Below are 21594 nucleotides of genomic sequence, written 5' to 3'. Positions count from 1 at the left end.
CATTATCCCCAATTATCTATTATTGTTTTTGTACATTTAAATCCATTATTTAAATATAGCTGAATAGTTTTTTATCTAAATCTGCAACAAATAAAGTAATTTCATCTTCAAAACTTGGATACCAAAAATAATCAGATATGCTTAGAATGGAAATCTATAAGAGAGCAATTGATAGCAAATTCACATATAAATGAATCAAGTATAATTGCATCCTCATTGTGAAAGCGAACTAATATAACTTAATTATTTTTCGGCATTTAATTCAACTATTTTTGACCTTAATAACCTCTACTTTACTTCAATATTCTCATCATCCATAACATTAATAGTGATGGTAATTTCTTTACTTAATGTTGCTATTTCAATATAATTTATTCTTAATAGCACTTTTTATATTAATTACCTGGTAAAATTTAATAACAATTATTTTTTGACACGTTTGTATCTGGTAATTTTGTTGCATTGTTGTATAGGTAAATTTCTTTCAAGTTAAGTATCTTTTGAGAATTCTATATCTATGCTTGTACCAACATTTAGCTTACTTTTTACATTAATTTTCCCTTCATGTGCTTCTATTATTTGCTTTGCAATTGCCATTCCAAGTCCTGAACCTTTAACATTTACAGTGCTATTTGTACCTCTATAATATCTTTCAAAAAGCTTTCTTAATTCTTCTTCGCTCATCCCTTTTCCATTATCTTCAATTTTTATATATATTTTATCCTCTTCTTTTATAGAAACTTTTATTATAGTATCTGAGGCATTATGAATTACTGAATTACACAATAAATTAGTAAACGCCCTTTTTAAAAGTGTATTATCAAAATTAAAGTTTACCCTGCTTTCTGTACAGTTAAAAATAATATTTCTCTTATCATATTTTGGATTGTTTAATATACTTATAATTACTTCCTTTAATAAACGTGCTATATTTCCTTCTTTACGATTTATAGGAAACATGCCATTTTTAAATTGATAAGTAAAATTCAAGTTTTCAACTATGGTTTCTACATTTTTCGCATTTCTAAGTATTATTTCTCCATACTTTTTTACAGCCTGAGGAGTAACATTATATTCAGAATCAGTTAATATTTCCGCATAACCTTTTATTGGCGATAATGGAGTTTTTAAATCATGAGAAATATTAGCTATCCATTCTTCTCTTAAAGTTTCATTCATTTTTCTTTCATCTTCACTAGTTTTAAGCTTACTCTTCAAAAGATTAAGGCTATAAAACACATCACTATACATTCCTTTTTCCTTCATAGGAACATAATCATTTGAAGCAAGTCTTTTTATACCTACTATTATATTTGATAATGTACGATTCATCCATATACCATAAAATGCAACTAGGAGTATACTGAGTATAAATAAGCCCAGTATAACAAACTTAATATTTAAAAAGTTGTCGTAATTGAAGTACATAGTTACTTTTGATATTTTTGCAGGAAAACCAATAACATATGCCCAGTTTTCACCATTATTATTAACATTTCCAACAAACATAGTATAATTTGGAACGTTGCCTCCAGTTTTATATAACTGAACCATTTCTATAGCATCATAATGATTTGAAACCCCAATAGGCTCATTATATCCTAAAGTTACATCCCCATCTTTATTAACAATTTGAAAACAAAGCTTGTACTTTTTCAATTCATTTATTGCTAAATCTGTTAACTGTGGTTTGCCTCCTTTGAAATTAATTTTTTTAGAGAAATTTAATGTAAAGTATACAGGCCAACTGCTCCAGTTAGCATAACTATTTTCGCTGCTAATACTAACATTTAATAAATAAAACCCTATTCCTATAAAAATTGAAATTAAAACAATAAAAACAATAAAAAATTTATAATATACATTGAATACTATTTTGTATCCTGATTTCTTCATTCTATTCACTACTCATTCCCTTTTACAAGTTTATATCCAAGTCCTATTACAGTAACTATTATTTCTGGTTTAGAAGGATTTTCCTCAAGCTTTTCTCTTAAATGTCTTACATGAACAGAAATTGTATTATCATATCCCATATAGTCCTCTCCCCACACAACCTCACAAAGTCTTTCCTTATTAATTATTTTATTAGGATTTTCTGCTAAATACAAAATGAGTTTATATTCCTTTGCTGTAAGTTTAACTTCTACACCATGCTTATATACCTGACTATGGAGCCTTTCAATAGTAATATTTCCAACATTTATCGTCTCATTTCTACTATCACTAACTTCCTTTCTACAGTCATACTGCTGTCTTCTGAGCTGTGCCTTAATACGAAAAGCAATTTCCCTTGGACTGAAAGGTTTAGTAATATAATCATCTCCTCCCATACTTAACCCAACAATTTTATCAATATCACTATTTTTTGCAGATAAAAATAAAATTGGACAATAAGAAAACTGCCTTATTCTTTTACATACCTCTATCCCATCAATATCTGGAAGCATTATATCAAGTACTACTACATCGGGCTTTTCATCATTACATAGGGTTATACCATCTAAACCACAATGTGCCTTTCTAACATTCTTAAAGCCTTCTTTTAATAGAACCTCCTCTATTAAGTCAGTTATATCTTTTTCATCATCTATAAGTAATACTTTTTTATCTGCATCATTTGCTAAATTCACGTCAAAAACACCTCTTTATATTATTATATTCCAAATATTCTATTAACTTGGAATATAATTTTTAAATTATATATTTAGTATACAGCATTTTTTGTTACAATTTTCATATAAGATTTAACAGAGATAAAATAAAAACATAAATAAATTAATGCATATACTCCCATTGTGATCCCAACCCATTCCATTTGTGACATTGAAAAACCAGAACAATATTTTATAAAAGCTATAAGTGGAAATATACTATGAAGAATACCAAATAAAAGTGGCATTGCAAAAATAAATCCTAATTGCTTTGATACGATTCTAAAAGTTTCTTTCTTAGTTAAACCTATTTTTGAAAGTACAGAATATATATTCTTATCCTCATAGGCTTCTGTTAATTGTTTATAATACATTATACTTCCAGTGGAAACAACAAAAAGAATCCCTAGGAATGCGCCTATAAATACATAGCTACCATACAAAGCATGAACCTCCCTATACATATCATAGTAAGATGAAAAATTCCTGTCCCTTGGGATTATTGGGGCAAGCTCTGTAACAGCACTTCCACTTTTTAATACATTATCAAAATTATATGCTCTTATAACAGTTGTATTATTTCTATTATCATCTAAAAGCTTATTAAAAAATGTATCTGGCACTACTATAGTTGCTTTTTGAAATTTAGTTCCTAAAACACATCTTACATCTGAATCGGAGATATCAAATTTATAATCTTTCTCACCAATAGTTGAATTAAGCTCATCGCCAGTTAGTCTTCCTCTTCCTTTAGCTAAACTACTTACTTCAATAAAAAAACACTGATTTTCTTTATTGATTTTAATATCCTTAGCTCTACCTGTAATATCTGTACCATCATTAAACCCTGAATTATTTACAATATCCTTATATTCAGATGCCGATATTACAAACATATCAAAAGGAACTTTTAAATCTTTTCCAAAGGGACCTTTGTATTTTTGTGTAAGTCCACTTCCATTTATCATTACAATATCTGTTTTATAAGTTGTTTTAATTTCTTTATGATTATTAATAATAGCTTCAACCCTTTTATTCAAATCCTCATTGCCACCTTGATACATTATTGAATAAGGACATCCATTTGGTGCAACTTTATCAAGTGTCAAATTAAGACTAAAAGTAAAACACAGTGCTGTGATAGCAACAGCAGAAATAACAGCTATGGTTGCAAGCAGATTAGAGTTTCCTTTAATTCTGTATACTATTTGAGATACTCCTATTAGATTTTCGCCTTTATAATAAGCTTTTTTATTTTTCTCAAATAGCTTAAAGACATAAATTATTAAATTGTTAAACAATATATAAGTTCCTACAACAACAAGCAACATTACAATAAGAGCCTTATACAGCATTTGGATGCTTCCAGACTCTAAATTCATTTTTAATGTAAGAAAATATCCAGAACTCACCATTATTATGGATAACAATGATAATGTTTTAGAAAATTCAGGTCTCTTTTCTCCTTCTTTAGCCGCATGCATAAGTTCTATAAGCCTAAACTTATATATTATTCCATAGGCCTTTATAGAATTCATCAAGAATATAATCATAAAAATAAAAATTGTCATACCTACAGATCTAATATCAAAATTATACTGTATAGGATTATCCGATTTCATACACATAGTAAGTATTTTTAAAAATAATTTTGATGTAACTGCTCCTAAAGGCACACCAACAATTAATGCAAGTATTCCTAAAAAGATATTTTCAAAGAACATTAATGCACCTATCTCCTTCTTTTTCATACCAAGCAGTGAGTATATAGCAACTTCCTTCTTTTTATTTTTTATAAAAAAGCTATTGGCATAACCTATGAAAATAGCTGAAAATATTATAACTACAAAAGCTGCAGCTTTAAAAATAGCTCCAACCTTAACCTTCTCCGAACTAAAGGATTGTATTTGATGATTATAATAGATAGAATAAAATATCATAAGAATAAAAACTGAAGTCAATGTACTTATAAAATAGGAAACATAACTTTTAAAATTGTGTTTTACGTTGTTTGCTCCAAGGTTAAATAATGTCACTTTCAGCACCTCCTATGGTAGCAAGAGTGCTTAATATTTCATTGTAGAAATCTTTTCTGCCTTTTGTTTTTTCAATTTCAGTATGAAGTACCCCATCTTTTATAAATATAATTCTGTCACAATAACTTGCTGCAAAGGCATCATGAGTTACCATAACAATTGTTGCTTTATTATTTCTATTTAGTAAAGAAAGATTGTTTAAAAGTTCTGTCGAAGACTTTGAGTCTAGTGCTCCTGTAGGCTCATCTGCAAAAATAATTTCTGGCTCTGTTATTATGGCTCTTGCTGCTACTGCTCTTTGCTTCTGACCACCTGAAACTTCATAAGGATATTTTTCTAAGATATCTTCAATATTTAAAATGCTACTAATCTTTTTTAATTTTTCTTCCATAGATGCAACATCTACCTTAGATAAGGAAAGTGGTAAAATAATATTTTCCTTTATGGTTAGTGTATCAAGAAGATTGTAATCTTGAAAAATAAACCCTAGCTGTTTTCTTCTAAACATTGACAATTCATCTTCATTAAGATTTAAAAAACTTTTCCCTCTTAGTAAAATTGTTCCTGACGTTGGACTATCAATAGTTGATATTACATTTAATAATGTTGATTTACCTGATCCCGAAGGTCCCATAATTCCTAAGAATTCACCCCTTTGAACAAAAAAACTTACTCCATTTAGTGCCTTTGATTCACTTCCGACCTGTTTTGAGCTATACACTTTTTTCACATCTTTAACTTCCATTATATTCATAAAAATAGCCTCCTTATACTATACTGTAAAATCATTAATCTTACAGGCTACTAAATTTAACTTCAGTTAAATTATACATATATGATATTAATCTGGATTTAAAATCATCTTAAGTTCATCTTAAGTTTCCTTATAAAATTAAATTTAATTACCAAATCCCAAAATATTTCTTTCTCTTTAGGGTAGCCACATATATATTTCATTATTTTTAATCTTAAATATAAATAAACCTCTCTAGCCTAAAACCTATAAAACAACTTATAGTATTTCATTTGCTTGTATAATATTGTAAATTGAAATGAAAGTACACCTTGTGGGCCTATGCGGAAGTGGTGCTACACCTATAGCAATCATTGCAAAAAATAATGAGTTTAATGTTTCAGGGTATGATTTAAATATATCAAGCTTTTATAAATATGCTCTTATAGAAAATAATATAGAAATTTTCAAATTACTTGTTCCAAAACTTGGATACTCAAAATAGCAAGACATGCTAAGAAGTGCCTTAAATTCAGTAACAATATTTCCTTGTTTTGTAATACTTCTAATGAATAATATATTAAAATTGAGAGCAAATTAAAATCAACTGTGATGATAGTAACTTTTTTCACAACCTCCCCATCTTCAAAGGACACTTTTCCTTTTATTAAAGATGTGATATGTTATATAATGTCGAAACTTGTATGGTGTTTTTAAAGGAGTGATTATTATTGAAAACAGATATAGTAACTGAAAAAGTAATAAGAGGAAAGAAAATTTATATTGTAGCAAATCATCATGAAGTTATAATTCCATGGTCAGAATATGCCTCTAACAATGAAACTGCACCAGTATTATTAACTTTTGACCACCATATGGATACCCGTAGTGCATTTTACAGGCATTCTTGTAAAGTTGCTGGCTTAGAATGGAGATCTGTAAGAGAGAAATTGATAGCAAATGCACATATAAATGAATCAAGTACAATTGCATCATCATTAGACAAGCTTTGCAATGATGAACATATAGATTTTGCATTACAAACAGGAATGATATCAGATGCAGTAGTATTTAGCCTACTGAGTGCAGGCATTTGCAGAGATTATGCCAATGATAAAATATACTACATAGATCCTTGCTGCACTAGCAAATGTAAAAAGGGTTCACATGATGATAAGTGCCAAATTGATGTATATGATAATGTAATAGAAGATGGGGAACTATTGTTTAAATTAAATCAGATAAATAATTTTATTCCTGGTTTTTTTATCTCAAATAAAATAAATAAGAAATTTATTTTAGATATTGATTTGGATTGTTTTCATACTAAAAAAGCTATCAATGCCGTGGACATGTCTATCTTTAACTATTTAGTAAACAATGCAGAAATAATTACTATAGCAACTGAAGGAGATTATGTTGAGTTAGAAAAAAAGGATAATGATATAAATGAACATTATCTTTTAGAAAAGTTATTAGTACATATAGAAAATGCTATAGAAATAGAGGAAGATAAGTTCTCTACATACACTAACACAATAGAACTTAATACAGTATCTTAAATAAGTTATTGTATTACAATGTATTGTTATTAAAATCACAAGTGAGGTGAAGAAAAATAGATTTTTAAATTGAAAAGTCTATCCTCACTGTGAAAGAGAACTAACATAACCTAATTTATTTTTAGGTATTTAATTTAACTATTCTTGACCTTAATAACCCCTATTCTAGTTTAATTTATAATTATAGCAGTTTTATCTAATACATTATCATAAATCCATTGAGCATTTTTTACAGCTAATCGAATACATCCATGGCTCAAAGCCATCCCAAGTCTATCATCAATTATTTCAGTTCCTGCTGCATTAAATAAAATTGAATGATAGTAATAACTGCCTCGAATTCTAGTAGCGTATTTTACTCTATAAGTATCAGAACCAAAATAAGGCTTTCTACCGCTAACATAAAAAGTACCCTTAATAGTTGGTGTATTAGGTTTACCTATTGTACATGGCCACTTATACAGTAAATTCCATGAACCATCATAATTTTTTTCAAATATATAAGTAAGCTTATTTTCTAAATCTGTTGTAATTAAATTTATAGTGGGGCTTTTAATTTGATTATCATTTACAAACTTTGTCATATCCGTATAAAAGTACTTAAAATCATATTCTTCAGGTGGATTTCCATCATCAGAAAGGAAATAGCTAAATATATATCCTTCTTGATCATCATACATAGCATGACTCCAATCTCTATTTGTAGATAATACTTGTACTATAGATTTTGGAGGAATTATAGTTACTAAATTTGACTCAGCAGATGGATAAGACCTTAAAGTAACATCTGTCCATGTATATTTTGTTTTGGATAAATAATTACTATATACATACCCTGTTTGTCCATTATATGATACTTCATACCAATCTTCTTCGGCTTCGATAACTTGAACCTTAGACCCTGCCGGTATTATAGTAATTACATTTGAAGAAGTAGATTTTTCTTCTCTTAGATTAGTATTAGCCAAGGTATACTTATATGAACTTTGTTGTTGTCTTTCATATGTTTTCATGCTTCACCTCTAAATTTACTTTTTATAATATCCTATGAGACTTTTTATTTATTTAGCACTGTTATACTCAAGACTAGCTAATACACAATTTTTAATTATTCAATAAATCTTTAGGATTGTTCAAAATCATAATATCAATAATAATGATTTTGAACAATTAGTATAATTATCTTATAAAATATATCTTTGATATAAAAAAACAAATCGATAAAATTATCAATTTGTTTCTTGTGGATTTCAGTTGTGGAGAGGAAGAAGGGCATTTAAATTTCCCTACTCTCCCCTTTATATATTTTCTTTTTAAAATAAACTATTGATTAAATTTTTTATTTAATAAACAATATAGAAATATCTCTTCTATATTCAAATAAAGGAATTACTATTATATTTAGCAATTCCAATTTATTTTTGCTGGATTAGACTCATCTATTATAGCAACTTTACGTAAAGCATTCTCCATATTCTTGCACTCTCTTGCTGCAATTTCATCATAAACTTCAACATTCTCATTCACACCAATAGATGAGTATGCTATAGCTGCAGCACCATAAAATGCAAGTCCTAAAGAACTTGTTAAAGTATTAATTGTTGCTGTTGTTGCTCCAATTGCTCTAGCTGCAGCTTGTGCAGCTGGATTTCCTTCTGCTTCCCTTGCAGCTATTTGAGCTTCCTTAATAATTTTCTTTGCATCTATTAACTTCATATTTCCTTCTAACCATTCATTACACGCATTTAATGCGTTTTGCAAACGAAAATCCTTAGGATAATCTTTTTCATAAATAGGTAGGATGTACTCTCTTGCATATTCATTACACCATTTTATAATTGTATTTTTACTTTGTGTTTCTATTAACCTCATAAGAGAAACAATATATGGTGAATCTGCTTTTCCAAGCATTTTTCGTACTTTAGCCATAATAACTCCTTTTTCTTAAATATATTTTTTAAATTAATAATAAGTCAAATATGGAAAATATATTTTGAGTTAGATAAGGAAACAGGTTCCGCAGATAGTAGCACTATCTAAGGGTTCTGTTGACGCAATATACCACAAAATAGACGAGCATTCTAACTTATTTATTTTTTGAAGCTGCCCTAAATTATTATACCTTCAAAATGATCCACTTCATGCTGAATGATCTGTGCAGTAAATCCAGTAAATGTTTGTTTATGCTTCTTAAAGTTTCTATCAAAATATTCTACATCAATAGTTTCATATCTCATTGTTTTTCTAAAACCAGTTAATGATAAACAGCTTTCCTCTGCCTCATAACTGTCCTTTTTCTTTAATATAATTGGGTTTACCATAGGAACTATAATATCACCTACACTAAATACTAGTATGCGTTTTTTAACCCCTATCATATTAGCTGCCATGCCAACACAATACTCTAAATTTGCTCTTAATGTATCTACTAAATCATCTATAACTGCTACATCATCTTTAGTTGCAGGTTCTGATTTTTGTTTTAAGAATAATATATCCTTTACAACTGGTCTTATCATAATTAATCCAACCTTTCTAATTTCTTTGTCTAAACAATCTTAGTCATATGAATCTATAATTTATCTTCTGACTTTACACACTACAATTATACTCTAACATAAATAATTTCAAAACTATTTTGAGTAAAAATGCACACCTTCTAATGAAAAACTCACTAAAATGTTTGCACAAATACTCAAAATATATAAAGGTTACCGAAAATAATTGCAGTTACAAAGTAAACTTAATATCTAAGGCTATAAACCTCCCTTACTTGTCGTACGGTTCACTGCACCGTAAATGAAAAAATCTATTTTTCTCAATATACAATATGATTAATAATATTTTAATATCAACTTTTAATTATATATTTTTATAAAAAATAATAGTTTATTGAAAAAACTGTTTTAAAACGAGGGTACTGAAAACTTAAACTTTTTCAGTACCCTCATATTTTCATATCTTACTTTTTAGGATAAACCCAATATCATTTAGTTAACTAAATGATATTGGAATATTGCCTCAATCCTCTTTCTTCCTATCCAGAAAGAGTTTCCATATCCTAATCTCCTAATTACTCCCTATTTTTTCTTTACTGGAATCCAAATTTCGCTATAGTAATTTTTATCTAAAATCCCCTTTTCATACTCATTTGGATCACTATACATTTCTATATTATAACCTGCAGCAATTTCATAATCTCTACAGTTTGGTAACCACTCTGAAAATATTTTCTTATTAGTTTCTTGAATTGATGCTGGACCTGGTCCATAACAAGGAAAAACAGCCCAAGTAAACTTAGGAATAGTTTTAACTATATATCCTTCCATACCGTCTTTCTCTTTGGAATAATCCTCTGCAATAAGGTATTCAAATTCATTACCACCCATTTCTTCATCAATGTTAATACCATACATTCCGCATATATCCTTTAACTTTCCTTGTGAAATATGCTCATTCCAGAATGAAGGCACCTCCATAAACGCTGAATCATATTTAAATTTCTTATAGGCTCCTACAACCTTAAATTCATCCTTATCTATTATTTTATAATCCATAATATAACCACCTTCCAATGAAAACTTAATTTTAAGGGCAACAAAGGACTTTATCATTGCACCCTCTTTACGAACCGCAGACGGTGTAACTCCATGAAATCTTGTAAAAGCTTTAGTAAAGCTGTCTGGAGAATCATATCCATACTTTATTGCAATATCTATTATTTTTCCATTAGTAGATAAAACCTCACTACCGGCAAGTGCAAGTCTTCTTCCCTTAATATACTCACTTAAGGAATATCCACATAACATTCCAAATCCTTTTTGAAAATAAAAAGGAGAAATATTTACCCTATCTGCAATTTCTTTTATGGATAAATCATTGGTAATATTATCTTCAATATAAGAAATAGCTTCTCTAATACTTTCAATCCATTCCATAATTTTTACCCCCATCACAATTCGTTAATCTAATCTTATCATCATCAAAGATTGGTATCCCGACTTTTTAAGCTTTCTTTTGTCCTATAATATGAACTTATATAATTTGCTAGACATTAAAAATAGAATATCTTTTCATCTATATTAATAACTATTGTTTCATCTTAATAACTCTTTCTCTAATTCATGAAAGTCATATTGTCCTTGCACAAAATTATTACAAAATATGTTTAGATAAAAGACTATATTTTATAATAATATTGATATTTTTTGAGAGGTCTTATAAAAGGTTCTCTCAATTTATATTTTACATATATTATACAAGAAAACCTATTGTAAATTATGCTTGGCTCGTTATCCCCAGTTGTCTATTATCGTTTTTGTACATTTAAACCCATTATTCAAATATAGCTGAATAGCTTTTTTATTTAAATCTGCAACAAATAAAGTTATTTCATCAATTCCTGCTTGTTGTAACCTATTAATAGCAAAAAACAAAAGTTTCTTTCCGTATCCTTTATTTTGATATTTTGGGTTTACGAACAAGTGATCTATTATATTTTCATGTATTTCAACAGAACCTATTATCTCTTTATCTGTAAACATAATAAAAACATTAAACTTCTTTTTATTCATTTCATCTTGTGTATAAAATGAATTGGGATTTAGATTAGTAGCTATACTTAACTCCCTAAAACAACCACAACAAATACTTCGATAATCATTATAATATTCATCACTATAATTAACTATCTCTATGTTTAAATTCACTTTTTCACCGTAATATTTCATTTCATGTACAACAACTTCAGTCATTTTTACATCCCCCTAAAAATGAATAACCTCTATTTTGAAATTATCTCTTTAATTAATTATAACTTATATAATTTACGCTTTTATATACCCTAAACACTTCTGAATCGTTTTTTATATAAAATATTAATACATTTCAGTACTATAGGGTTACAAGTTAATTGAATTAAGACTTATTTTATTGTATTATTATAAATGTACTTTTTTAAGATTTGAAGCCACTTGTAAATGTTTACAGGAGTTTTACAATCTATATTAAAATTTCTATAGAGGAGGTGATTTATATCCATAATTATAAGGCTACTATTATAGTATTTGCAGTAAATATATTTCTTATAATAGTAAATTTATTATTGTTTCCTATATTACTAAAAATCAATAATTTAAGTAAAATAAAAAAAATATTATTACTTTTAAATACACTTTTTTTCATCTTAAATGTTATAGTTTTATTTATATTAATTACATCAACACTGTTTGATTACTTCTTAATTTGATAGATTACAATATTAAGTTCATGATTAATCATCTAAATACATAACACTTTAAGTAAATTTTAAGACTATTAATGGATGTTATTTCTTTAATCCTCTTAATTAACTGCCATAATTTGAATACCTAATATGGAATAATGTCATATCATATACTATATTTATATATTTAGGAGGTATATTTATGAGTTCTAAATTTTATAATTGTAGAGATCATTGTATAGATTATGAATATGATAATTGCCCTAGAGAGCAAACCCATACTCATGAATTTTTAGGAAGCACAAAACTTGCCGAAGAATGTGATGAAAGGCATAATCACCGTTTCGCTGGAGTTACAGGACAGGCTATCAGACGTGAAAATTCTCACGTTCATGAAATTGAAGTAAAAACAGATTTTTTTGACCATTTCCACAAAATTTGTATTCTTACTGGACCAGCTATACCTGTAGGAAATGGAAAACATGTTCATTTAGTAACAGGAATGACTACTTTTGTAGATGGTCATAGACATGATTTCATATTTACTACTTTAATTGAAAGTCCTTTAGTATAGTATAAATCAACACACACATATAAATTTATTTTAATATGTGTGTGTTTTTAATAATTACCATTATAAAATCAGCCTATAAACCTACTCATTTTGTTTTATCTATAATTTAATTAATTCCCATAATCTGAATATCAAATATACTGTAATGTCATATTATAATATATAGATATATTTATATACATCTATTATATTTGTTTATATTTGGGAGGTATATTTATGTCATGTAATAATCGTAGAAATAATTGTAATAATGATAGAGATATTTGTAGGGATTTTTGCAGAGAAATTTGTAGAAACTCTGGATGTAATAGAGATTTTTGTAGGGCTGTTTGTAGAGCTATTTGCAGAGACAACAGAGATAATAGACATGACAGAGACGATAGCGACAATTGTAACAATATATTTTAGTAATAAATACTACAATTTTGCAAACAATAACAAATATAAATTTATATTTTCTACCTTAATTAAAAGTTATCTAGTATAATTATATGTCTTAATATAAAGCACTCACATATAAAACTATTTTAGCTTACTATGTGAGTGTTTCTAATATCACTTATTTAATGTATATTTTTATCTTATAAACCAACTTGTTTAAGCCCAAAAATATATTTTTTAGCTATATTTAAATTCATAATTTTGTTATACTACTTAAACTTATGCCCTTTTATCGGAATAATCCTTATCAATACTTATTGTACTTCTACTGTTTTAAATATTTTTAATAATCGTAAATAGTGATTTGCCTCACGTAAAGTGTGGTCACCTAATAATGGTATTATTATAGATTTAATTTTACAATCTAATAATCCCTGTGTACCTTGTTTTTTAAATTCTTTAATTTTTATAGTTGCTTTTAGACTGTCATCTGTAATTTCTGAAATTGGCAGTGTCATATTCATGGCTTTTATTGCCTCTTCAGTAAGTTTATCAAATTCATTTCCAAAGTTATTGGCTGTATCTATAAGCTCATTTTCTGTTGGATCCAAAAGCCCACGAATAAATTTGGAGTGTTCAGCCATAATTCTATTCCAGAAAGCTTCTTGATCATAAGCCTCTTTCTCTAAGTTAATATCTTCATTATCTTGAAGCCTTTCAATTAATCGATAATAAAATGTTGCTTCTCTTAAAATATGGTCTATAAGTAAAGGATAATTATTGGTAAACATATTACAATGTATAACTCCTGATAATATATCTGACTTAAATTGCACCAATTTTAGAACCAATTCCATTGCTCTATTATTAATTATTGATACCCTTTCTTCAAGTAGTGCACTACTTCCCATAGAATCGTACCCCATAAGCCCTGACTCTGCTTTTGTCAAATTAATTGGAATTTCTACTCCTGTAAAATATGATGAAGCCATTTCAGCTTTTAACGTATATGGTGTGAACACTTCACCGGATTCTAATATACTATTACTTACAACACCATTAGAAATAGATATAACATCTGCTAAAAGCTTATCAAATTGCATTCTAAGAGAATCTGCTTTACGTGTGAAACCTAAGTCTTTTTGCGTAAAACCTATTTCTAGGAAAAATGAATGTTCTTTCATAATTCTTGCAAAAAAAAGATGTAACTCTAGGGACTGTCGTATAAATTCATTATTAGATAACATATTCAACCTTCCTTAATATAACAATTATTTCTTATATCATTATATTTATTATACACATTAGTGTTACCATTAACATTTATCAATTACATATAAGATATATTTCATTGATGAGTTATCTATTGATTTATTATTTTCAAAAATATTTTTATACCAAATTCCACATAAATAATTAAGAATTTACATTCATTAATACATCATGTATATCCCAACCTAATGAACCTGCACACCATCCCTGATTAGCTAATATCACTACAATTACATTAGTACTAGGATAGTAATATAATCTGCAGCTAACTCCATACTCTTCCCCGGTGTGTCCACACCTAACTATCTCTTTACTTTCTTTATCTAATATAAATTCATTTGCGTAGCCATACATCCATATATAATTTCTTGGCGTATCATCATATTCAAGAACCTTTGGTATAAACATCTCCATTGACATTTTTTCACTAAGCAATTTATTATTCCTTAAGGCTTCTATAAATTTTATTAGATCATCTGCAGTTGAGGTAGCTCCACCATCGGAAGCAGCATTAGGTGTTGTTGTATATATATTTCTTTTCCATCCTATAATTTTTTTATTACTATCTAAAATAGCTTCATAGCCTTCAGCAACTAAATCATCAACATCATCTAGTGAAATAAAATCAGAGTCTTTCATATTTATCTTTAAAAAAATGTTTTGTCTAATATAATCAAAATAAGATAAACCTGATGCTTTTTCTATTATAAGACCTAATAATATATATCCTGCACCATTATAATAATATTTCTCATTAATTTTACTAACTGGTTCTTTATGAATAAATAATTCCAAATAATCTTCCAATCTACGCATTTTGTAAATTGGTATATCATACCAAAGTTTTTCCCATTCATTATCATCCTGTTCTTCATCAAAATAATCTGCAATACCAGAAGTATGTGTTAGCAGACTTTCAATTGTTACATCATTAGGAATTTTACTATTTTCAAGGTTTAAATATTCAACAACTTTAGTACTAAAAGATACCTTCTCCAATTCAATTAGTTGAAGAATAGATACTGCTGTAAACATTTTGGAGATTGATGCAATCCTAAAGCGAGTTTGCAAACTATTATTCACTCTCCAAGTTCTATTTGCATATCCATATGCTCCTGAGAAAATTTCTTCATTTCCTTTCTTTATTAATACAGCACCTGAAAATTGATTTTTATTAACCCTATCAGAAATTAATTCATTAATTTGTTTTTGTAAATTCATGACCATTCCCCCTAACCCTAAAGTTTTAAGATGAACTTTAAAATTATTCATTTTAAAGCTTGAATACTGAAAATAGTAATCTATTCCTCTAATTAGCTAAATTAAACACTCTATTTCGTATAAAAATATTTTTAAGCTATTAAATAAATTTAAACTCAATCCTATTTTTCTATATTACATTAATTATAGCTCGCCTAATATGCATTTTTATATACCCTAAACTTTTCTGAACTGTTTTTTATATAAAAATATTAATACATTTCAGTACTATAGGGTTACAAGTTAATTGAATTAACACTTATTTTACTGTATTATTATAAATGTACTTTTTTAAGATTTGAAGTACTTTTGTAAATGTTTACAGAGGTTTTGTAATCTATATTAAGAATTCTATAGAGGAGGTGATTTATATCCATAATTATAAGGCTACTATTATAGTATTTGCAGTAAATATATTTCTTATAATAGTAAATTTATTATTGTTTCCTATATTACTAAAAATCAATAATTTAAGTAAAGCAAAAAAAATTTTTTTACTTTTAAATACACTTTTTTTAATATTAAATGTTATATTTTTATTTATATTAATTACATTAACACTGTTTGATTATTTTTTAATTTAATAGATTACAATATTAAGTTCATGATTAATCATCTAAATACATAACACTTTAAGTAAATTTTAAAACTGCTAATAAATGTTCTTTTTTTAATCATCTTAATTAACTCCCATAATTTGAATACCTAATATGGAGTAATGTCATATCATATACTATATATATTTTAGGGGGGAATATTCATGAGTTGTCCATGTAATAATTTTAAAAATAGTTGTAACAAGTGTCATCCAGATTATTATAGACCACCTAAATATCCTGATTATTATAGACCACCTAACTGCTGTCACCATTGTAAAAAAGATGAATATGATAATTGTTATTCAAATTAGCCTATCCTCATAAATCTTTAAGGTTAATAAAGCCTTGCTAAGGAATCTGATAAAAGGCATAATCACCGTTTTCCTAGATTTATAAGACAAGCTATCATAGGTGGAAGTTATCACGTTCATTTAGTAATAGTCATGACTTGTGTTGTTTACTACTTTAATTGATAATCCTTTATTATAAAAATCAAGTACTCATATATAAACTTATTTTAGTTTAATATGTGAGTACTTTTAATATCTTTTATTTTTATCTTATAAAACAACTTGTTTAAACCCGAAAATATACTTTTTAGCTATATTTAAATTCATAATTTTGTTATACTACTTAAACTTCTACCCACACTGTCTCTACAATTTATTATTTTTCTTCGCTAATGATACCACTTCTGTAGAATTAGCATCAGCCCATAATTTTTGAATAAAACCCCTGCCATCATTTTGTAGAAGCTTTTTTACCTATGACCGAAAATTACTCTTTTATACACTTTTTTATTGCCATATTTCAACTTCTCATTATATAAAAAAATTTATGTTTGCATTTGGATATATACACTACAATTTCATGATTAGAAATATATTTCTTTTATGTTTCTAAAATCCTTTAATTTTGTGTCAGTATAAGGTTTACTTTTAGAATCCTTTTTAAATGAATGTTAATATATGAGCATAATAAAAGTGGACATATTATTTAATTTTATTATACTTGTTTTGCTGATTTTTTATGCACCATATAATATCTGCAATTAACAAACCAAATGATATACCAAAACCTGTACCACTTATTGCAAAGAAAATGTTATTGCGCATAATTATTGAAAAAATAACACCTACAAGCAAGCCAATTATCATTCCAATTACAAGATAGTTGGAAAGGTCATTATCTTTATTATTTTTCAAGTCAATACCTCCTATTATATAAATAATCTCCACTGCGAATTCTAATTTGTATGATAAACAATTATAACACAATTGTTTATTATTTTTATTATAAATAATATATTCATTATAAATTCAGCCAAAATATGAGCTTCAATTATACAAATCTTAATTATCTTAGATTACATGATTTATATTAATTTATTATTTATACATAATTTACAAATTAATGATATAATTGTAATATAAGTTAATCATATTGAATTGGAGAATTATTATGATTGTTAAAATATTAGTTATTATGCCATTTATTATATTGGGTATTATTTTATCTATGGGAAAAGGTACGTTTCTTATTGCAGGATTTAATACCATGCCTAAAGAACAGCAGCAAAACTATGATGTTATCTCATTATGCAAATTTATGGGTAAACTTATGTTTATGATTTCTTTTTGTATGATTTTTTTGCTTTTAAGTGATACTTTCATGATGAAATCATTAGGATTTACATTATTATTAGTTTCAATTATATTTTCTGTAGTATATTTAAATACTGGAAATAGATTTAAGAAGTAATGTGAAACTATACAAATTGTAAAATTGTAAATGATATTTACGGTTTGATAAATAATTGGTAAACTATATACCTAAGAAAATAATAAGATAATAACTATGGAATCACTTGCAGTTATTTCATATTTAATTGGGAGTTTTGAAGCTATCATTACATATCTTTTTACTCCTACAATTATTATATATGAAAAAGATAAAAAGAAGAGAAATTTAATACTAGGATTTACTGCATTATTAATAATATCACTTATTATAATGCCTAATAAACCTAAGGAAGAAGATACAAAGACAAACACTTGTATAGGGAAACAATTTCCAATTTTTGGGGTAGATAATTTTTAAAATCAACTTGGGATTCTATAATCCGAGTCAAATAAATAGAAATTTAGGAGAAAAAGAAAAATGGAGATACGAGAATATAAATCAAATGATTGTGAGCAAATCACAAATCTGTTTTATAATACTGTTCATTTGATTAATGCAAAAGACTATACACAAGAACAATTAAATGTATGGGCTACAGGAAATATTGACATTGTTCAATGGAATAAATCTTTTTTAAATAACTATACATTGGTTGCAGAAGAAAATAATATAATAATTGGCTTTGGTGATATTAATAAGGAAGGGTATTTGGATAGGTTGTATGTACATAAGGATTATCAGAACCTTGGTATCGCTACCGCCCTTTGCGATAGATTAGAAAAACGATACTCTGTAAGACATATCATAACTCATTCATCTATAACTGCAAAACAATTTGTTGAGAGAAATGGTGTACAACTATCAAATTATATAATGAAAAAATACGTGAATTCCAATTCATCATATAAATTAAATAAATAATCTTAAATTTGTAAGAACTAAATAGCAAAGTGGACAAGTTAACTTATCCACTTTTATTATATTAATATATAAGCATTGATTTAAAACAAAACCTAAAATAAAATTAAGTATATATGTTTTAATGCTTTTTTTTAAACTATATATAAGAAATAATACAGCCTTTATGTAATTTAAGTAATAATCTTTCTATCTATTATCTTAAAACATACTCTGCCAACACACTTTGAAGCTCATATATATTTAAACTTTTATTAAATTTCTTTTCTATAACTGAGTTCGTTCCAGAAATCCATATTTTAAGTTCTGCGTCTAAATCAAAATGTCCTGCAGTTTCTATGCTAAAATGAGTTATAGATTTATACGGAATAGAATGATATTCTATTTTCTTAGCTGTTAAACCTTGTTTATCTACTAAAATTAATCTTTTATCTGTAAAAATAAACATATCACGAATTAACTTATAAGCTTTTTCTACACTTTCATTTTTTGATAATATATTGCTGTAATCCTTTTCTACTTCATTTATACTAACTTCTGAAGCGTTACCTATTAATCCATCAAATACTCCCATTTACTGTCCCCCTAAATATTATTTAATTCATATTTTTATAAATTTTCTTTAATACTATTTTATAATACTAAATTTTTTTACAATAAACAACTATTTTTTAACTATTTTAGATTATTGTACTATTTTTTCATTTTATTTTTAAATTTTATTAATATTTTTAATTAAAATTTTATATTTTCCATTTCCTATCATCATAAAATATGCATTTAATCTTTTAATTTTAATATTAAAAATTAGTCTTATAATACTAAAAGTTTTATAAGACTACATATATTAAATATTAAACTATTTTATTATTTCTACTAGCCAAGTAAAATTTATAATATGTTCAGTTCTAATTTTATATCCTAACATTGCAATATGATTTTTAAATTCATCTAAAATTGTATAGTATTTATTATTAATTACATCCCATAGCTGATTCTTATTTTCGCTAAGTAGTTTTTCTCTACATTTATCTTTTTCTTTATTGTTTATAAACATAAAATCTATAATAATAATTTTTCCATCATCATTCAAGTATTCTAGCATATTATTAATTGCTTTTTTCTTTTCTTCATGATTCAAACTATGGAAAGCATAAGTAGTTACTACAATATCAAAATAATTTTTTTGAAATGGTTTATCTAAGAAATTGCCTAATTTTAAATTCATATTACTATATTTATTTTTAGCCTGTAAAATCATTTCTAAGCTTTGATCTATTCCTAATACTTCTATTGAACCACTTAATTCTCCACATAAATTTCCTGTTCCACACCCAATATCAAGAACCTTTTTTGCACCATATTTGATTATTTCATTTCTTACCTTTATTAAAATATCATCATATTTTTCAAAAAGACCTAATTCATCATTTGATTTATCTCTTACCATTTTATCAAATTTAACTGCTTTATTATCAAATCCCCACATATCAACCCATTGCTTTCTATTTGATTTGTTTTCTTTTAATATTGCGTCTATATCATTTATAAAATAATTATTTTCTATGTCATCTTTTTTACTAACTAAAATTTTATCAATACTTTTAGTTAATGTACTTTTTATATTTTCTAATTCATAAATTTTTCTTTCAATAGCTTTTGATTGAAGGTATAAACTTCTTACAAACTGTGTACTTGCACAGTTATTATTATCTATAAGAACTTTTATATCCCTTAAAGAAAACCCAAGTTCTTTTAATAATTTGACAGTTCTTAATTTTAATAAATCATCTTCACTATAGTTTCTATAATTATTTTTCTCTCTCTTAGGTATAACTATTCCATAATCTTCGTATACCCTTAAACTTTTTGAAGATATATTAATTAAATTACAGACTTCGTTAGTATTCATCAAACCACCTCCAATAAAAGTATAAAGCCTGCCTATGGGGCAGAGTCAATAACTTTTTAATTTAGGTTTTCTTCAATGCTACTCAAAGTCAGTCCCGAACATCTACACAGCAAAGCTGCTATTTTAGGACTGGCTTTGATTAATTTAGGTTTTATTGATAATCTTTCGATTTCACTAAAAAATAACTTATGGAAAACATGCTTTGGTACGCCTGTCCTTCTTGTTACGGCTGTAGACTTTGAATATAGCTTTTGTTTAGTTTTATATCTTAAACTTAAACTTTATTCCCTATAAATTCAAAGAAACTGGTAGTCCAGTTTCCTCCATAATTGTCAATTCTCCATTGTCAAATGTCAATTCCTAATTGATTGCCCTTTGTCCATTGTTAATTTCTAAAAAGCTATCTAAAACTCCTAAGCAAGCAACTATTTAAAATTCTACCTCCATAACAAGAGGGACAGACGCGTAATTGGCTACTTTACTATACTTTAGACTTGATACTTTTGTTGATTTTAGTTTCTCTCCAATATTACTCGAAGTCGGTCCCGAACATCTACACAGCAAAGCTGCTATTTTAGGACTGGCTTTGATTAATTTAGGTTTTATTGATAATCTTTCAATTTCACTAAAAAAATAGCTTATGGAAAACATGCTTTGGTACGCCTGTCCTTCTTGTTACGGCTGTAGACTTTGAATATAGCTTTTGTTTAGTTTTATATCTTAAACTGAAATTTTACTCCCTTAAATTCAAAGAAACTGGTAGTCCAGTTTCCTCCATAATTGTCA

General features: G+C 26.8%; 22 protein-coding genes. 8 read left to right on the top strand and 14 right to left on the bottom strand.

The features are described 5' to 3' along the window. Positions 1 to 489 precede the first annotated feature (489 nt). From ACYUE0_RS07845 to ACYUE0_RS07830, 4 genes are all read right to left on the bottom strand, one after another. The gene (locus ACYUE0_RS07845) at positions 490 to 1896 is read right to left on the bottom strand and encodes a sensor histidine kinase (protein ID WP_460270179.1); all 1407 of its coding nucleotides are present in this window, start codon (positions 1894 to 1896) and stop codon (positions 490 to 492) included. A gap of 8 nt (positions 1897 to 1904) precedes the next feature. Further along, a complete protein-coding gene (locus ACYUE0_RS07840; RefSeq protein ID WP_460270111.1) occupies positions 1905 to 2633 on the bottom strand; it encodes a response regulator transcription factor in 729 nt (242 codons plus the stop codon). Positions 2634 to 2707: 74 nt separating this feature from the next. Further along, positions 2708 to 4690: an FtsX-like permease family protein gene (locus ACYUE0_RS07835; RefSeq protein ID WP_460270110.1), complete on the bottom strand. Its 1983-nt coding sequence runs from the start codon at positions 4688 to 4690 to the stop codon at positions 2708 to 2710. After that, entirely contained in the window at positions 4677 to 5444 is a 768-nt protein-coding gene (locus ACYUE0_RS07830) for an ABC transporter ATP-binding protein (RefSeq protein ID WP_460270109.1), read from the bottom strand. Before ACYUE0_RS07830 ends, ACYUE0_RS07835 begins: the two co-directional genes overlap by 14 nt. 313 nt (positions 5445 to 5757) lie before the next feature. Between ACYUE0_RS07830 and ACYUE0_RS07825 the strand changes: the two genes are divergently transcribed. Both ACYUE0_RS07825 and ACYUE0_RS07820 read left to right on the top strand, forming a co-directional pair. After that, a complete protein-coding gene (locus ACYUE0_RS07825) occupies positions 5758 to 5928 on the top strand; it encodes a hypothetical protein (protein WP_460270108.1) in 171 nt (56 codons plus the stop codon). Positions 5929 to 6154: 226 nt separating this feature from the next. Next, a complete protein-coding gene (locus ACYUE0_RS07820) occupies positions 6155 to 6985 on the top strand; it encodes a UPF0489 family protein (protein WP_460270107.1) in 831 nt (276 codons plus the stop codon). A gap of 170 nt (positions 6986 to 7155) precedes the next feature. Here ACYUE0_RS07820 and ACYUE0_RS07815 read toward each other — a convergent pair whose 3' ends face one another. From ACYUE0_RS07815 to ACYUE0_RS07795, 5 genes are all read right to left on the bottom strand, one after another. Then, positions 7156 to 7998, bottom strand: coding sequence for a L,D-transpeptidase family protein (locus ACYUE0_RS07815; protein ID WP_460270106.1), 843 nt, complete (start codon positions 7996 to 7998; stop codon positions 7156 to 7158). Between the two features lie 388 nt (positions 7999 to 8386). Then, entirely contained in the window at positions 8387 to 8914 is a 528-nt protein-coding gene (locus ACYUE0_RS07810; protein ID WP_460270105.1) for a putative immunity protein, read from the bottom strand. Positions 8915 to 9093: 179 nt separating this feature from the next. Next, complete coding sequence (locus ACYUE0_RS07805; RefSeq protein ID WP_216451652.1) at positions 9094 to 9504, bottom strand: peptide deformylase; 411 nt, start codon at positions 9502 to 9504, stop codon at positions 9094 to 9096. Between the two features lie 561 nt (positions 9505 to 10065). Continuing rightward, entirely contained in the window at positions 10066 to 10923 is an 858-nt protein-coding gene (locus tag ACYUE0_RS07800; RefSeq protein WP_061994612.1) for an AraC family transcriptional regulator, read from the bottom strand. A 354-nt stretch (positions 10924 to 11277) separates the two neighbouring features. Further along, on the bottom strand, positions 11278 to 11739 hold the full coding sequence (locus ACYUE0_RS07795) for a GNAT family N-acetyltransferase (protein ID WP_460270104.1): 462 nt from the start codon (positions 11737 to 11739) through the stop codon (positions 11278 to 11280). Positions 11740 to 12411: 672 nt separating this feature from the next. Between ACYUE0_RS07795 and ACYUE0_RS07790 the strand changes: the two genes are divergently transcribed. Next, on the top strand, positions 12412 to 12783 hold the full coding sequence (locus ACYUE0_RS07790) for a YmaF family protein (protein ID WP_460270103.1): 372 nt from the start codon (positions 12412 to 12414) through the stop codon (positions 12781 to 12783). A gap of 216 nt (positions 12784 to 12999) precedes the next feature. Beyond that, a complete protein-coding gene (locus ACYUE0_RS07785; protein WP_460270102.1) occupies positions 13000 to 13191 on the top strand; it encodes a hypothetical protein in 192 nt (63 codons plus the stop codon). A gap of 287 nt (positions 13192 to 13478) precedes the next feature. Here ACYUE0_RS07785 and ACYUE0_RS07780 read toward each other — a convergent pair whose 3' ends face one another. Then, positions 13479 to 14411, bottom strand: coding sequence for a DUF2935 domain-containing protein (locus ACYUE0_RS07780; protein WP_460270101.1), 933 nt, complete (start codon positions 14409 to 14411; stop codon positions 13479 to 13481). A 169-nt stretch (positions 14412 to 14580) separates the two neighbouring features. Beyond that, on the bottom strand, positions 14581 to 15657 hold the full coding sequence (locus ACYUE0_RS07775) for a serine hydrolase domain-containing protein (protein ID WP_460270100.1): 1077 nt from the start codon (positions 15655 to 15657) through the stop codon (positions 14581 to 14583). A gap of 799 nt (positions 15658 to 16456) precedes the next feature. Here ACYUE0_RS07775 and ACYUE0_RS07770 point away from each other — a divergent pair. After that, positions 16457 to 16606: a hypothetical protein gene (locus ACYUE0_RS07770; RefSeq protein WP_460270099.1), complete on the top strand. Its 150-nt coding sequence runs from the start codon at positions 16457 to 16459 to the stop codon at positions 16604 to 16606. A 681-nt stretch (positions 16607 to 17287) separates the two neighbouring features. On the opposite strand, the gene ACYUE0_RS07765 is transcribed toward ACYUE0_RS07770, so the two are convergent. Continuing rightward, entirely contained in the window at positions 17288 to 17500 is a 213-nt protein-coding gene (locus tag ACYUE0_RS07765) for a hypothetical protein (protein WP_460270097.1), read from the bottom strand. Positions 17501 to 17756: 256 nt separating this feature from the next. On the opposite strand from ACYUE0_RS07765, the gene ACYUE0_RS07760 reads away from it, so the two are divergent. The 3 genes from ACYUE0_RS07760 (at position 17757) to ACYUE0_RS07750 (ending at position 18899) form a co-directional block, all read left to right on the top strand. Continuing rightward, positions 17757 to 18056, top strand: coding sequence for a DUF3784 domain-containing protein (locus ACYUE0_RS07760; protein ID WP_460270096.1), 300 nt, complete (start codon positions 17757 to 17759; stop codon positions 18054 to 18056). 96 nt (positions 18057 to 18152) lie between these two features. Next, a complete protein-coding gene (locus ACYUE0_RS07755) occupies positions 18153 to 18395 on the top strand; it encodes a hypothetical protein (RefSeq protein ID WP_460270095.1) in 243 nt (80 codons plus the stop codon). A gap of 60 nt (positions 18396 to 18455) precedes the next feature. Continuing rightward, complete coding sequence (locus tag ACYUE0_RS07750; RefSeq protein ID WP_460270094.1) at positions 18456 to 18899, top strand: GNAT family N-acetyltransferase; 444 nt, start codon at positions 18456 to 18458, stop codon at positions 18897 to 18899. Between the two features lie 193 nt (positions 18900 to 19092). Here ACYUE0_RS07750 and ACYUE0_RS07745 read toward each other — a convergent pair whose 3' ends face one another. After that, on the bottom strand, positions 19093 to 19470 hold the full coding sequence (locus ACYUE0_RS07745; RefSeq protein ID WP_460270093.1) for a PH domain-containing protein: 378 nt from the start codon (positions 19468 to 19470) through the stop codon (positions 19093 to 19095). Positions 19471 to 19755: 285 nt separating this feature from the next. Next, the gene (locus ACYUE0_RS07740; RefSeq protein ID WP_460270092.1) at positions 19756 to 20808 is read right to left on the bottom strand and encodes a MerR family transcriptional regulator; all 1053 of its coding nucleotides are present in this window, start codon (positions 20806 to 20808) and stop codon (positions 19756 to 19758) included. Positions 20809 to 21594 lie beyond the last annotated feature (786 nt).

This window comes from Clostridium sp. CTA-19, from assembly GCF_054767855.1.
The sequence above is the reverse complement of the archived record's forward strand: the minus strand, read 5'-3'. Positions and strand labels throughout refer to the sequence as shown.